The 14,581-nt window shown below is 44.8% G+C and carries 14 protein-coding genes; 13 read left to right on the top strand and 1 reads right to left on the bottom strand.

Annotation, left to right across the window (positions count from 1 at the left end; all coding sequences use genetic code 11):
• Positions 1-70: 70 nt before the first annotated feature.
• The 4 genes from MKY54_RS19815 (at position 71) to hcp (ending at position 4,411) form a co-directional block, all read left to right on the top strand.
• The gene (locus MKY54_RS19815; RefSeq protein WP_076190720.1) at positions 71-679 is read left to right on the top strand and encodes a CPBP family intramembrane glutamic endopeptidase; all 609 of its coding nucleotides are present in this window, start codon (positions 71-73) and stop codon (positions 677-679) included.
• A gap of 201 nt (positions 680-880) precedes the next feature.
• Complete coding sequence (locus MKY54_RS19810; protein WP_076127240.1) at positions 881-1,438, top strand: cysteine hydrolase family protein; 558 nt, start codon at positions 881-883, stop codon at positions 1,436-1,438.
• Positions 1,439-1,625: 187 nt separating this feature from the next.
• Positions 1,626-3,026, top strand: coding sequence for an MFS transporter (locus MKY54_RS19805; protein WP_339187629.1), 1,401 nt, complete (start codon positions 1,626-1,628; stop codon positions 3,024-3,026).
• Positions 3,027-3,118: 92 nt separating this feature from the next.
• Complete coding sequence (hcp, locus tag MKY54_RS19800; protein ID WP_076182902.1) at positions 3,119-4,411, top strand: hydroxylamine reductase; 1,293 nt, start codon at positions 3,119-3,121, stop codon at positions 4,409-4,411.
• 137 nt (positions 4,412-4,548) lie between these two features.
• Here hcp and MKY54_RS19795 read toward each other — a convergent pair whose 3' ends face one another.
• The gene (locus tag MKY54_RS19795; RefSeq protein WP_076182900.1) at positions 4,549-5,307 is read right to left on the bottom strand and encodes an SDR family NAD(P)-dependent oxidoreductase; all 759 of its coding nucleotides are present in this window, start codon (positions 5,305-5,307) and stop codon (positions 4,549-4,551) included.
• Positions 5,308-5,442: 135 nt separating this feature from the next.
• Between MKY54_RS19795 and MKY54_RS19790 the strand changes: the two genes are divergently transcribed.
• The 9 genes from MKY54_RS19790 (at position 5,443) to MKY54_RS19750 (ending at position 14,551) form a co-directional block, all read left to right on the top strand.
• Positions 5,443-5,814: a MerR family transcriptional regulator gene (locus MKY54_RS19790; RefSeq protein ID WP_076182898.1), complete on the top strand. Its 372-nt coding sequence runs from the start codon at positions 5,443-5,445 to the stop codon at positions 5,812-5,814.
• Positions 5,815-6,102: 288 nt separating this feature from the next.
• Positions 6,103-8,034: an AraC family transcriptional regulator gene (locus MKY54_RS19785; protein ID WP_076127233.1), complete on the top strand. Its 1,932-nt coding sequence runs from the start codon at positions 6,103-6,105 to the stop codon at positions 8,032-8,034.
• 410 nt (positions 8,035-8,444) lie between these two features.
• Entirely contained in the window at positions 8,445-9,017 is a 573-nt protein-coding gene (locus tag MKY54_RS19780) for a hypothetical protein (RefSeq protein ID WP_076127231.1), read from the top strand.
• 68 nt (positions 9,018-9,085) lie between these two features.
• On the top strand, positions 9,086-9,703 hold the full coding sequence (locus tag MKY54_RS19775) for a hypothetical protein (protein ID WP_076127230.1): 618 nt from the start codon (positions 9,086-9,088) through the stop codon (positions 9,701-9,703).
• A gap of 180 nt (positions 9,704-9,883) precedes the next feature.
• The gene (locus tag MKY54_RS19770; protein WP_076127228.1) at positions 9,884-10,633 is read left to right on the top strand and encodes a hypothetical protein; all 750 of its coding nucleotides are present in this window, start codon (positions 9,884-9,886) and stop codon (positions 10,631-10,633) included.
• 37 nt (positions 10,634-10,670) lie between these two features.
• On the top strand, positions 10,671-11,237 hold the full coding sequence (locus MKY54_RS19765) for a hypothetical protein (protein ID WP_076127226.1): 567 nt from the start codon (positions 10,671-10,673) through the stop codon (positions 11,235-11,237).
• Between the two features lie 63 nt (positions 11,238-11,300).
• Positions 11,301-11,852, top strand: coding sequence for a DUF4303 domain-containing protein (locus MKY54_RS19760; protein ID WP_076127224.1), 552 nt, complete (start codon positions 11,301-11,303; stop codon positions 11,850-11,852).
• Between the two features lie 61 nt (positions 11,853-11,913).
• A complete protein-coding gene (locus MKY54_RS19755; protein WP_076306911.1) occupies positions 11,914-13,308 on the top strand; it encodes a hypothetical protein in 1,395 nt (464 codons plus the stop codon).
• Between the two features lie 34 nt (positions 13,309-13,342).
• Positions 13,343-14,551, top strand: a complete 1,209-nt coding sequence (locus tag MKY54_RS19750) for a hypothetical protein (protein WP_076307679.1) — start codon at positions 13,343-13,345, stop codon at positions 14,549-14,551.
• Positions 14,552-14,581: the final 30 nt, after the last annotated feature.

Here is a 14,581-nt window from a genome sequence, read left to right as displayed (position 1 = left end):
GTCTCTTTCCGCTGGTAAGCAGCGGTCCATGATATATTGAGGCTGTTCTTATTAAAGGGAGGGTATTCCGTTGACATTGTCATTGCTCATCAGTGCAGTCCTTCAGCTCATCTTATTCAGCATCATTCCTTATACATACTGGTTTTTTACAAGCAGAACAACTTCATCCTTTGCCATGTGGATTGGCTGGAAGAAACCCCAATTGCTTTCTAGGAAGCAGTTCATACTATGGTTTATACTTACCATGACTATATTCACCAGCCTGGGAATGCTTACAGCAATCTATATGCTGGATAAGAATACTTTGGCCAGCTCACAGTTTTATGGTACAGGTCTTAAAGGTTTGATTCCGGCATTGATTTATTCTTGGTTGCAGACTAGCTTGTCCGAAGAGATTCTGTTCCGCGGTTTCATTGGTAAACGGTTAAGTTCGAAATTCGGATTCGGAATTGGAAACTGTGCTCAAGCTTTATTATTTGGTGTCGTACATGCTGTGCTGTTATACAGCAGTTCCGGATTATTGAATTCTGCTGTTGTAATGATTCTTACAGGTTTTGTGGGTTGGAGCATCGGAATGTTGGATGAGAAATTATCCGGCGGTTCGATCATTCCAGGTTGGGTTCTGCACGGGCTGACTAATCTGATTTCCACCATTTTTATGATGTATCAATGGATGTAGCAATCAAAGTTTTTAGAGAGTACATTTTAAAAATATGGTAAACTAAAAAAGTCTTAAATTATAAGATTAAAGTTTATATACCATTTTTATTGGGAGGTAGATATTATGAAAAACAATGTCAGCTTGCAAAATGATATGGGGATAACGTTTAACTGATCAAGCGTGTTGACGTTTCCCCACCATTCGAAAGGGGAAAATCATTTGAATCAGGTATTATTAATCATCGATGCACAACAAGAATTAATGGATGGAAACGAAAAGGAAAGTGCAGTATTCAATAAAGAGCAGCTTATCCGGAATATTAATAAAGTGATTGAACAAGCAAAAGAAGCCGATGTCGAAGTTGTGTTCGTTAGGGATCTAGATGTCGCTGAAGGAACAGGTACAGGCTTTCAAGTTCACAATGAAATCAACAGGTCTGCAAATGCCAAAATCTTTGATAAGCTGGCAACGAATTCTTTTCACGGAACTGAGCTGCTACAATATCTGAAAGATCAGCAGATTGAGCATGTGGTGATTATGGGATGTAAAACTCAACACTGCATCGATACTGCGGTTCGGACGGCTACGGTTAGCGGCATGGATGTTACATTGGTCGGAGATGGTCATTCTACAACGGACAATGATGTTTTAAGTGCAGAACAAATCATCAAGCATCACAATAAAACATTACATGGGCACTACAATGTCGAACATTTTTCTATGGTCAGAAGTTCCGAAGAAGATTTGTTTCGCCCAACGCATGACTCTTATAGATAATAATTCAGTGGCGGCACTTAAATGTGCCGCTTTTTGCTGTTTCGCAGGACCTCTGATTTTCCTCACCTATACTGATAGACATATTCGCCTAAACCATTCCATCCCATCTTTATGGGATTGTTCTTGCAAGGGATCTACTTATAATTGTTAGTAATTCTTAAACAATATGAGTAGGGACGGGATCAACATGATGGCAGCAAAAGATATAGAGTTTAAAAGCACACACGGGCAGCGGCTGGGAATGATGGCGGCTATTTGTATGGGGGCGTTTATTTCCCATTTTACAGCTGGAATTGTGAATGTGTCGCTTCCTTTTATTGTGAATTATTTTCAGACAGAGCTTGGGAAGGGATTATGGATCACAACAGGTTATCTGCTAGTGATTACGGCTCTTCTTCCTATTATGGGGAAACTGGGAGACCGTTATGGTTTTCGCCGGATTCACAATCTTGGATTTGTGATTTTTACTGTGGGTTCTATCCTGGTCGCTTTTTCACCTAATCTGCCAATATTGCTAACGCTCAGAGTTGTACAGGGAGTAGGAGCTGCGATGTTCCAAGCAACTAATATTGCACTCATCACCATTCATATGCCGAAAGAGCAAAGAGGTCGTGCTCTCGGAATTTTAAGTACAGCTGTCGCGCTGGGCGGGATGACGGGACCTATAGCGGGAGGTTTGATTGCAGAGTGGCTGAGCTGGAAATGGTTATTTTTAATCCATGTTCCTGTGGCGATTGTGGCTACAATTATGGCATATCGGTACATCCCGAACCGTGTGCAAGAGCGCAAGCCGGGTGCTGTCAGCTTCGTGGGGGCCAGCTTGTTTATGGCATTCATCACCTTGGTCCTTCTCGTAATAACAAATGGGAGCAAATGGGGCTGGGTGTCCGTGTGGACAATGACAAGTTTGGTGGGGGTTTCCTTGTTGTTGATTACTTTTCTATTCTGGGAGCGGAAGCAAAAGACTCCTTTTCTACCCTTACAAGCATTGAAAATTCCAACTGTAGCGGGAGGCTTGATCGTTAGCTGTGCCTCTTTTATTTTATCTAACACATTGCTTGTCCTCATTCCATTTTATTTGATGGGGGTGTCGGCTCCGTTCTCGTCATCTACGACAGGATATATTATGGCGGCTTATCCCATTGCCTTGGCGTTTGCAGGCCCTCTCGCAGGCTACTGCTCCGACCGTTATGGCTCTCATCGTCTGATGCTTATGGGACTGAGCTGCATGGGAAGCGGGTTTATCTTGTTACTGGTGTATTTAGATCATATACCGATTTATGGAATCGCGGCGATTCTATCTCTTATTGGCCTTGGTATGGGGCTCATTGCCTCTCCTAATAATAGCTTCATTATGCAGCAGACACCTCGGGAACACGTGGGTTCGATTGGCGGATTAATTGCTTTAACAAGAAATGCGGGTATGGTCTTTGGCTCAGCACTTGGACTTGGTGTGATGAGTGGAGAGACAGGACAAGGGAGTCAGTTGCAGGCGTTCAAATTGGTTTTTGAGATTAATATTTTCATTTGTTTAAGCGTTATTGTATTAATGGTTGTTATAAATAGAAGGACATTTAAATCTGCTTGATCTAAAAAATGTGTGTGTAATCACAACTCAAGCTTTGGTGTTCTGTTACGTTGGAAGTAACGAATGATTATCTAGATATGGAGGATAACGATATGTTTTGTTACCAATGTGAACAGACACCGAATGGCGGATGTACCGTTGTAGGGGTATGTGGCAAAAATGAAACCATTGCGAGTTTGCAGGATACGATGATTTTTGCATTAAAAGGAATTGCAGCGTATGCGACACATGCCCGGCAGCTAGGATATAGCGATCCCGAGGTGGATCGTATCACCCACGAAGCTTTGTATATGACGTTGACCAATTCCAACTTTAATACACAGGAACATTTGGAGATGGCGATGAAGGTCGGGGAAGCGGCGGTTCGCATCATGGATGTACTGGATCGTGCGCATACGGACCGCTTTGGCATTCCGCAACCGATCACAGTCAGTCAGAACAAAATTGAAGGTCAATGTATTGTTGTAACAGGACATAATTTATATGCGCTGGAGGAATTACTGCGGCAGACAGAGGGGAAAGGCATCAACATTTATACCCACTCAGAAATGCTGCCTGCGCATGGATATCCTGCACTCAAAAAGTATAAGCATCTGAAAGGCAACATCGGCAAAGCATGGTATGATCAGCGTAGATTGTTCGAGCAGTTTCCCGGTGCAATTCTTGCTACCACAAACTGTGTAATGCCGATTAAAGGCACGTATGCAGACCGCTTTTTCTCATATGAAGTAGCGGGGCTGGAAGGTGTAGAGAAAATAACGGGCGACGATTTCTCCCCATTAATTAATCGTGCGTTGTCCCTACCTGCGGCTGATGTAGAGTCAGATCTGGTACTTACGACCGGATATCATCATGAAACTGTAATCGGGTTAGCACCAGAGATCATTCAAGCTGTCAAAGACGGGCATATCCGCCGGTTTTTCGTCATTGCTGGCTGTGATGCGCCAGGTACTGGCGGGAATTACTACCGTGAGTTGGCGACTTCTTTACCGAACGATACTGTCATTTTAACGACTTCTTGCGGAAAGTTCCGCTTTAATGACGTAGATTATGGCACCGTTGGAGACACCGGTATTCCGCGTTACATTGACCTTGGGCAATGTAATAATTCCGGTTCTACAGTGAAGATTGCCATGGCTCTGGCTGAGGCATTTGAGTGTACGGTGAACGAGCTGCCTGTCAGCATCGTGTTGTCTTGGTTTGAGCAAAAAGCAGTAGCCATTCTGCTAGGCTTGTTCAGTCTCGGCATTCAGGACATTCGCATCGGACCAAAGCCACCCGAGTTCATTTCACCAGGTGTACTGGATGTTCTGGTAGAACTTTTTGGATTGAAGCTAATTACTACTGCTGAGGAAGATATGAACGCGATGTTGGCATTGTCGTAGAGTGAAAATCAAAGGTTGCCGCCCGGAAGGGATTGGCAGCCTTTTTTTGATAGGGGATTTAGGTGATACATCATTGTCGAAGCATGGCGATCCGTAATGGATGGTCATGCTTCTTAACTTGCCATTACAAGATGAGCTTATCGCGTGCTCGCCACATAATTATAGAGGGTATCTCTCAACTCGAACTCGTACGTCAAACCATTAACAATCCCCACAACATGATCGTTATCATACAGGTCAAGCATGAATCCAGCCATTTCCTTCGCGGTATGATATTTCGGCACAGTCCCATGATATTCGAATTCGGGGATATCGAAAGAAAGCTTCGCGAATTCTGTTTCTGTTGCGGCAGGTGCTAGCACTTTAGCCTGCATAAGTGCACCTTGACTCTTCAACTCATGAGAGAGTCCTTCAGTAAAGGCACTCACATAGAACTTAGTCGCACAGTACGTAATGGCATTTCCCACAATCGTATAGCCGCCACCGGATGAAACGTTGATTAATTGTGTTCCTTCAACATTGGAATAATCACGAACGAATAGAGAGGAAAGGATCGTCAACGATTCAATGTTCAGATGCAGCATTGCAGAAATTTTATCTAAATCTTGCTTGGCCACTGAAGCGAAATTTCCAAACCCCGCATTGTTGATCCAAGTTTCGATTTCGAACCCTTGTAGATCCTCATAAAGCTTATAAGCATTACTAGAAACGGATAAGTCAGTTACTCGAATAACGACATCTACATCGGGGGAGTTATGATTGATTTCAGATTTTAGCTCCTCCAGTTGCTCCCTTCTGCGGGCTGTAACAATTAAGTTTTTACCGCGAGCCGCAAAGGCTAGAGCGGTTTCAAAACCTATACCTGAACTGGCGCCTGTAATTACAGTATATTTCATATGAATTCCTCCGTTTTTACAAGAATATTTAGTGTTTCAACAACGATGTAATCATAAAGCTTAGAGTTTACTCTAAGTCAAATATTTTTTATAATTATGGGGACTCTTAAAATCAACATAGATGCGGGGGCTTGTATGTATACGATCAGCGATGTAGCCAAATTACTAGGGATTACCGCATATACACTGAGATATTATGAAAAGGAAAAGATTATTGCTCCGATGCGGAATGCGAATGGAGAAAGAATATATGATGACTCCAATCTTGCTTGGCTGCGATTTGTGATGAGGTTGAAACAAACCCAAATGCCGATCTCACAAATTAGAGAATATGCGCAGTTATATTTAGAAGGAGAGCATACGGCCCAAGCCCGCTTGAACCTTCTTGAGAATCATAGTAACTCTATACAGAGCCAAATCAGAAACTTAACAGCCACAGAGAAGATGTTGAAAGACAAAATTGCAGCCTACAAAAATTCCCTTGCGAAAGAGACAGGCATTTACTAAGCAGGCGACATAAAAGTATGCCAATGATTAAGATAATTGTGAGATCAAAAAAAGGGCCCTCACGATTCATTGATAGACGCTAGTTCCGCATGTGTGTTTGCGGATCAGCGTCTTTTGCTTTTGGGCTAGACTCCGGCAAAATAGCCGTATGCCTCGCTATTCGCATCCTCGTCTCATGCGGCAACACCTTATTGACAGCGCTAGACGTATTCGTTATTGTGTTTAGTAACATGATTCAATTGAGAATGATTATCTCTTGAGAATTTAAAGGGAGTTTGCGAATCAGTTATGGACGTTCTGAAACTTATACAAATATGGAACCAGGTGATTATGAGTGTGCTGGACGTACGGCTAAAGCAGGCCGGAAACGACAACGATTTGAATCAATACCGTTTGCCGGCAAGCGCATTTTTATTCGCTTTTCAAGGACAAGGCGAGTTGTGGGTTGACGATGAGGTATGGCTGTGCGATCGTTTCCATGTACTGCACGCCGGCAAAGGCTCTCTGGTGACGGTTCGGAGCCGAGAAGCGCTGAATGTATATATTGTACTCTACAAAGCGTTTCTCCCCGCTTCGGCCTCGCGCGAATTTCATATGATGATGGAGGAATCCGACCCGTTTCTGGAAAGCTGGGGGTTCCCGCCTGGCGAACCGCTGGCCATGCTTGAGCTGCTTCAAACGATACGCGACGGTTGGCTTAAATATGACGACGGATTGACACGGCTGTCGGCCAAGGGAGACTTTATCCGCTTCGTTCACGCTGTCCTGAGGGAGCGTCTGTTCGGAGCCGGCGAGCCATCTTTATCGGAGCAAGTTATTCGACATTTGTCCAGGAATTATCGCCAGCCGATCTCGTTTGAGGAGCTTGCTCGGCAATTGAATTACAGCCAACAATACATATCGCGAAAATTTAAAGAACAGACAGGGCTCAGTCCGCTGGACTACGTCATTCGTTTCCGAATGGAAGATGCGAAGGCTCTGCTGGCCGGCACGATAGCAACACAACAGGAAATAGCATCACATGTCGGTTATCCGGACCTCATTTATTTCAGCCGTATGTTCAAAAAGCATGCCGGCATGACGCCAGGTCAATATCGTAAACGATACGGCCAGTTCGTTTCAGATTATGCAAGGAATAGGTCACAATCGTCCGTTGTTCTAAGCCGGTCATTAAGCTATCCTTTTTATGTGAGTGATATTGATTATCAATTTCAACAGGATGGGGCGAATAAAATGACTAGAGCAACCCGAAGTTTTTATGCAGTGATGCTGTTATGTTTGACCGTGATGTTAACAGCTTGTGGTGGGTCGGTGAACAACGGAGGTGCAACGAACAGCCAGGTTGCCGTCAGCGCTTCTCCAACCATGATCACTCAAGAGTCAGAGGTTTTGGCATCTTCTGAGATCAAGGTAGTCAAGACCGCTTTCGGCGATGTCGAAGTTCCTGCACACCCTCAGCGCGTAGCGGCAATTTCTTATCTCGGCACCGTACTTGCTCTGGAAGTCCAGCCGATCGCAGCCGAATCGTTCTTGATGTCGAGTCCTTATCTCGAGGGAATGCTGGACGTCGTGACGGATGTAGGCGACTCGTTAGAGAAGCTGCTGGAACTCAATCCGGATTTAATCATAACGCATAATCCACAGCCTGAGGTAGTCGAGAAATATCAGATGATCGCACCTACGGTATCGGTTCCTTACAATCAGTTTGTATCCATTCAGGAAGAAATGCTGTATTTTGGCGAGTTGCTGGATAGACGTGAGGAAGCGGAGAAATGGAACGAACAATTCGAGAAGGAAATTGCAGACATTCGGGAGAAAGTCCAACAAGCCGTTCCCAAAGGAGAGACGCTTTCGATTATGCAAGAGTACGATGGAAACGTGAGCCTTTTTGGTCCGAAATCGGGACGAGGCGGCCGGCTGATGTATGAAATAATGGGGCTGAAGCCGCCGACGACGGTTCCAGAATTTATGCTGAAGGAATCCTACTATGAATTTTCGCTGGAGAAACTTTCGGAGTACATGGGTGATTATTTGATTCTGACGACGGAAGCCAGCTTGGAATCGCTGCAGGCTGATCCAATCTGGGGGTCGCTAGAGCCGATTCGCAACAATCGGGTATTTTTATGGACGGAGAACCAATCCTGGTACCGCGACCCAATCGCCGTGAAAAGACAAATCAACGATTTGACCGACTGGATCATCGAGGCAGCGAGTCGGTAACTGCCTAGAGTAAGGATTGATCGAACGGTAATATAAAATCAGAACTTGCCGTTACAGCCAGCGCGCTGATCCTTACCATAAGTGACGACGAAAAAATTTTGTTTTGGAAAGATGAAGAGTGTTGTGGGGGTGCGGAATAGCTCGACAGAGGGTGTCCTAAACGTCATAAAATGGCAGAGGGATACCCTCCTTTTTTTAAGAGCGGAGTGGGGAAGGGACTAGAGATTGTGCTGAACGGTCAAGTTTATAATTCTTTTTGTGCAAAGGTTATTTCTAAAATCCAGGTGAAAAGTAGGTAGACTCAGGACAAGCGATCACTATAATGGAAATATGAGACATTCACAGAACCGATCAATAGGATATAAATAAGAATCCGGCTGATTAAAAAAGCGATTAGAGGAGGCCATTTCGTGGGAAGATCATTTGCAAATTTGCATATCAAGTCGAATAACCTTGAGAAGACTGTCGAAGCATTAAGAGAGCTAAGCGAAGCGCATGCCAAAGTATTAGGCAAGAAAAATCATGAAGCTCCAGAGAGCAAAGTTGTCATGTATGTAAGCAAAAGCAACGAAAACTGGATCAGCGTGCTCCACGATTATTTTGTATGGGGTACGGTGAAGAAGGCCGGTAAAACGTTGTCCCAGCTTACCGGGGAGCCAGTGATGACCGCCGGATATATGAATGAGGAGATATTCGAGTTGTCGTTGTTCGAGAATGGAGACATTCAAGCCGAAAAGATCTTTTGTGAGCAGTGGACGAGGGATGAATATGAACAACTCCGGGAAGAGCGTCTCAATGATGATTACTTGCGAAAAGCGTTGGATATCCGTAATGAGAATTTTGACGGCTTCATTGGCATTACGAGTCCGGGACAAGCCGTAGATAAGCTGTCAGAAATCGTAAGCATGTCTTTATGGAGTGACTGGGAGTGGATCCCGTACGAAGAAGCTCTCAAAAATCGATTTGTGAAATATGAATTTTGAAAATACACGAGTAAATGGCTAAGGACATCTGAGATGACATTTTAATACATGGCGGTGAGCGAAAAGAAATGGATAAATTAAAGAACAGCGGATTTTATAAGCTTAGATTCTTCATCAGGCCGGAAGAGTTTGAAGGCGTTTTGAAGCGTTTTGAACATAAGCAAGCGCAATTTCATCTAATCAATTATGCCCAGACAGAGCATGATCTGAAACAGGTGTATGAAGCATATCAGACCTTTTATCATTATTTTACGGCAGAGAAAAAAAGGAATGAGGGTCCCCCTTTCTTTGTTTATTCCATTTCTGTTACGTCTGATAATGAAAGCTCCGGATTTTTCGCGAGAAATGAGAGTGTCTATTTTCCATATTACGGACAATGGGCAGAGGATGAACTGCCGTGTATCTTGCTATCATTTCCTAAAGGCTTTCAAATAGATTTGGAAGATGAAAAAGGGAAGTATTATATCTATGAGGATATTCGGGATCATAAGCCGTTAACATATACGTTTTTCGATGAAATAACGGGTGCTATTAAAAAAATGACAAAGCCGCTTCGCTTCTCGGCGCATGATGCAGATGCTATGAAGGAGCAAAAGCCTTCTGTGCGTATAAGCCATGGTGCGATTCACGATTTGAGCAAATCGTGGATTTTCAATAAATATGGGCTTGTGATGGGTGGCAAATAGTCCAGGGCAAATTACACCGAGGCATTGGCCAAGCTGGAGAATTCAAAAATTGGGGATTGATATGTTGCACTCTCTAAAATTTCAGTATTATCTTGGATAAAAAAGCTGCTCAACCTGCAATATTTTAAAGAATTCTCTATCTGGAAGAGTTGCATGTTGGGGGCAGCAGGAGGAGTATTTATGTACATCGTATCTCGGCCAAAACCGCTGTCTGATGGTCAAAACCAAGCACTTGCAAAGGAAGACGCCACTGTTTATCCACCGGGCTACCTCCGTTTTTTGCGGCGATTCGGCGAAGGGACTTACAGAGGGTGGCTGAATGTTCAGTTTCCGGATGCGGAGGTGCTTAAACCTTTTGCAGAGTACGGATTATGGGAGCATGACGAGAATAGCCCCATTACTGAGCAACAGATCGGTGAGTGTATCGTTATAGGTACAACGGTGGACGGAGATTTTCTGGCAATACATCCCCAGACAGCTGGGCTGCTTTGGCTACCTCGGCATGCGGAGCACGTAAAGGCGATTTCCCTGCAGGCAGGGGAGCAGGAAGACGAAGGGTTGTACGCCTTGGTGCTGGACGAAATTTATCGTCAGGTGTATGGAATCAGTCAAGGGGAGAGCGTCTATTATGAACCGTGGACGGGCACTCGCAGCCATCGCTTTTTGCGTTTGCCACAAGGGCAGGACCAGCTTACGCTACCCGAACTGGCTGGATTGTGCCAACATGAATTTCCGCCGGATTTGTTTATTGAGAATGCCTATGCTTGTTTCCTGTTCTACCGGCAGCTGGGAGGCTATGTACGGTTGAATTATGCCTACCAGCAAGAGGTGGCCATTTTCTATGAACAGGATATGGGGCAGGCGTTTGCCGTAATGGAGCAGTGGCTCTTGTCGAAAGGCTGCGAAGCGATTTCAGAAAATAACAGCTGATCTGGGTGCTCCGTAAGTCTGGGAGAGGGAGGTATGCATGAAACTAGTTTTTACTTTGGATACACATGGAACGTGTGTGGGTCAATTGAGAGATGAACTGCTGCCCTTAGAGGAATTAGCAAATACATGGGAGTTTCCCTATGATATCTTTTTTGTGTTGCGTGTTTTACCTGAAGGTTATGGTCGAAAAACATCCAGACGGTTTGATAGCAGGGATCATACCCTCGAATTAGATATCAGCATAAGTTATGAACAGTACCAACGGATGTCCAAGCATGAGCAACGTGAGGGATTAGGTATTCACCTTTTTAACTATTTGTCAGAGTCAGTTGCTAAATATAATAAGCATGCAGTTAAGGAAAACCAAAATCAACTACTGGACCTAGTGAAAAAATGGATGCTCGAAAACAATTGGCTAAATGGAAAGTTAAATCAAGCACGGGACCTACTTTCGCAAGACATGGATCTTTATGAAGTCAGCCAGAAATTGCAGATGCCATTAGAAGAGATTGAGTATATCCTTCTCCGTATGAATGACTATGAGCCAACTGATGTTCATCCTGATAACCTTGTAGTAGAAAAAGCACCGCCATATCATTTCTAGAAGGCTGGAGCAAATAGAAGACATCCTGCCTGAACGGATCCACTAACGGAAAGGAGGAAGCCGATGCAAGAAATAGAGAGGCTGGCGATAGAGATCGCCGATGCTGCTAGAACGTCTTTTCGCGCTCTTTTTGAAAATGGCGAACGTTACTATTACTGTACCCTTTACACTACTGGTGAGGGACATGCGCCAAGTATCTCCGCCTGGTCGTGGGAAGCTTTGGAGGTAGAAGCAGCCAGGCAAGGCGTCGAAAGTGACACACCGGCATCGACGATTGCGGAACTTATCAAATGGTCTTATGCGGATTCGCCCTATTGTTGTTTCGGCGATGAGAACTTTGATAATGTTAAACAACGATTTACCGAGCGTTCTTTCATTGCGGTTCTTGAGAATGACGAAGGGAATCGCGAGTTTGATTTGAGGCTGAAGGCCATGGAGCTGGCGATGAAAATACTCGATGATGAAGGTGTGTTTGCCTTGAATCAACTGCGAGAGTCAGTATGCGTCCTTGTCGAAGTCATGCCTCCGGATGAGATCAATACTGAAATCGCCCTCCGTTTGAATCGGGCAGAATCTCCAGCTATGCAAGTATGGTTGGCGGAAGCGGCGGAGTAGAAGCCTCCGCTTTCGGAAATCGTCTACTATATTCGGATTTAAAATGAGAGGAAAATAATTTATGAGCAATCTTTTCAGATTCATTCCTATTAGCCAACTAGCAGATAAATTTCCCGAAGGATCTTGGTGGGCGAAGTTTTACCAAGATTTTAGTGACGAGCAACTTGCCGCTTACTATGAAGGGGATTTGACGCTGCCTTCTCTTAATCTAGATTGGGAGCAACCTTTCCCGCAACAAAAAGAGGTAATCATCATTTTTATAGAAGGAAATTTTACTGTAGACAATCTTTATAATAAAGAAACGGATGGTGCCATAGGGCTTTTGGTGACCGGTAATATGAGTGCGAAAAATATAGCTGTAGGCGGTCAGGAAATTTATGTTTCGGGCAACCTGATGATTGAGGAAATATTATGCGGCTCCTACAATCATGGGGAAACGATTGTTAAAGGTGATCTCAGCGCTGCGGTTTTGGTTCAGGATGACGAGTACAGTTTCAAAGTGGACGGACATAAATCGATCGCCTGCTTAGTAAATGTGTGGGAGGGGGACGGCGTATTTCAGGAGCTTCCGGTAGACATTCATGAAGTGTTGATTGATGAAGTTTTTTTGGATATGGAAGAGGATGAGGAGGACTTTTCCTTTGGCACACTGGTGAACGTAATTAAAGAAGGCCGTTCTGCTCTAAAAAAAATAAAGGAATCCCCCGCTAGCAAGAAAGCTGTTCATTTATATTTCACCCATAACACAATCAATGAAGAAAATATATTGAAGTTGACGCAGTGTATTTTAATGCCAAGTGACAAGCCTTCTTTTAATTTTCGGGAGCAAGACGTTTTTTTCAAAGTTCAACTGGAGCATATTGATGCTGACGGGGATGAGCGGGATCTTAGCGTTTATATGAATGATAACCGGCATCACTATTATATTTGGCTGGAGCAAGATCATTCTGTCGGTTTGTTGAAGAGAACCATAGAAGAAGGGTCTGAGTGGGAGGACATTACAGAAGAGTCTCAGGAACAACTAGCAGAGATTAGCGATTGCTGGACGATGTTGCTGACCTGCGTTAATATGGCTGAGCTTTATTTACGAAACATTGAGGTACAGTATGTGCAAGACATTTTGCAACACACTGTAATTCGGGAATTATATTCGGAAGTGGAGGATAATGGCGGGTTCTGGGACGGCTCTAAATGTTACAGCTTCCGTCAAACGCATACGGACGAGGACGGAGACCTCCTACATGGTCGGATTGAAATCAGGACTCCAGATGAAGCGTATTATTTTTATACAGTGGACAATGGAACTTATGTTTCCCGGCATTATCAGCCGCCCGATCAATATGGCAAGCAGGACATGTCCTATTTGGATCTTAGGCGCTGGGAAGCATCAGAGCGGTATTTTACAAGATTCAAACAATTTATTACTGAGAAGATAGAGTCAGGTGTGAATGGTTAGATCTTGATATGCATTAGAGGAAAGGATGATAGAAATGCCAAATGATAGCCAAGCTGGTCCTTCAGCTGGTTCTGTTAGAGAAGTTGGTAGTTATCCTATCAACCTGACAGGTCCACGTAGTCATACTCTTGTCCTTAAGCCCGGTGTGGGCAGTCTATCCATGGGTCCGTCGCAATTGGGGAAAAAGGTTGACCTTCATGTCGCGTCTGATGCGCCTATCGATTGGACCGTATTCGATGTCTTTGCCACACCGGCTGGCTCTCCCTGGCCGCGATTTCTGCATTATACAGGCAGTGATTCAGGCTTCTTTGACTGGGCACAGAAACGTCCCATTGAAGAGATGACATGGACTCCGATCCTGTCTGCAGACACGGTGGCGGACGCCAGTCAGTCCAATTTGCATGGCTTGCATGTCGAGTTGGAACCATCCGGGAGGTCCCTTAGCCTAATACTTCCGAAGCAGCCTTTCCGCCTGAGTGTGTCCGGCGATCTATCACGCTTCTCGGCCACAGGCGAAATGCCATCTTCTCTTACACTAGCACCGCGCACCGGCCGACGTAAGAATGATCCCCCTTTTTTGCTGCCCGATATGGGGGAGCTGCACCAGGTAACGAGCTTGACGCTACATAACGCACCGCTGGGACAGCCCATCTCGCTAGAGTGTCTAAACCGGTACCCAAACCTTAAATCACTGAGTTTGTGGGGAAACTTCTGCGACCTGAATTTATTAGCTCATCATACCCAGTTAACGAATCTGGAGCTGCGCTTCATGCCTGATCTGGGGGACTTGCCGACCTTGAACGCGTGGCCGTTGCTTGACAGATTCATCGCCTACAATGTCGAAGAAAGCGCTGGCAAGCGTATAAAAAAGCAAATGAAAACTCGCGCTGAAACCCGTCCTTGGACCGACCATGCTTCAGTGAGCCAATTACGAAAGCCAGAGTGGTGGACGACCGAGTTTGGCCGCCCATTCTCCTCCTGGGCTAAACGTCTAGCCAAGCTGGCTAATGAAGCTTACAACGTTGCACAGGTAACCTTGTCCGAAGCCCGTAGCTTTGCTGAAGCCGAGGCCGCCATTACCGCTTTCACCGTGCGCTTCAACAATCTTAAGGGCATCGAAACCACCGAACGAGAAGACCTTGGTGAAGCGGTATGGCAACTTAGCCAGTCTGACCACCTGATTGGCCAGCCTATCACAGAGGAGATGGCTCAACGCTGGTTCGATGCAGCGCGCGATTACTAAATGAATTGAAAGTCACACCCCTAGAATAGA

Origin of the sequence: Paenibacillus sp. FSL P2-0121 (assembly GCF_037975345.1) — a bacterium.
In the GTDB taxonomy this organism is placed as follows: domain Bacteria; phylum Bacillota; class Bacilli; order Paenibacillales; family Paenibacillaceae; genus Paenibacillus_AQ; species Paenibacillus_AQ odorifer.
This window is presented reverse-complemented; position numbering and strand designations above follow the sequence as displayed.

Excerpts from the sequence above, each read along its gene's own strand:
- MKY54_RS19760 (WP_076127224.1), top strand. The coding sequence starts at position 11,301 with ATGCAAGAAATAGAGAGGCTGGCGATAGAGATCGCCGATGCTGCTAGA.
- MKY54_RS19775 (WP_076127230.1), top strand. The coding sequence starts at position 9,086 with ATGGATAAATTAAAGAACAGCGGATTTTATAAGCTTAGATTCTTCATC.
- MKY54_RS19755 (WP_076306911.1), top strand. The coding sequence starts at position 11,914 with ATGAGCAATCTTTTCAGATTCATTCCTATTAGCCAACTAGCAGATAAA.
- MKY54_RS19805 (WP_339187629.1), top strand. The coding sequence starts at position 1,626 with ATGATGGCAGCAAAAGATATAGAGTTTAAAAGCACACACGGGCAGCGG.
- MKY54_RS19785 (WP_076127233.1), top strand. The coding sequence starts at position 6,103 with ATGGACGTTCTGAAACTTATACAAATATGGAACCAGGTGATTATGAGT.
- MKY54_RS19765 (WP_076127226.1), top strand. The coding sequence starts at position 10,671 with ATGAAACTAGTTTTTACTTTGGATACACATGGAACGTGTGTGGGTCAA.
- MKY54_RS19770 (WP_076127228.1), top strand. The coding sequence starts at position 9,884 with ATGTACATCGTATCTCGGCCAAAACCGCTGTCTGATGGTCAAAACCAA.
- MKY54_RS19795 (WP_076182900.1), bottom strand. The coding sequence starts at position 5,307 with ATGAAATATACTGTAATTACAGGCGCCAGTTCAGGTATAGGTTTTGAA.
- MKY54_RS19750 (WP_076307679.1), top strand. The coding sequence starts at position 13,343 with ATGCCAAATGATAGCCAAGCTGGTCCTTCAGCTGGTTCTGTTAGAGAA.
- MKY54_RS19790 (WP_076182898.1), top strand. The coding sequence starts at position 5,443 with ATGTATACGATCAGCGATGTAGCCAAATTACTAGGGATTACCGCATAT.
- hcp (WP_076182902.1), top strand. The coding sequence starts at position 3,119 with ATGTTTTGTTACCAATGTGAACAGACACCGAATGGCGGATGTACCGTT.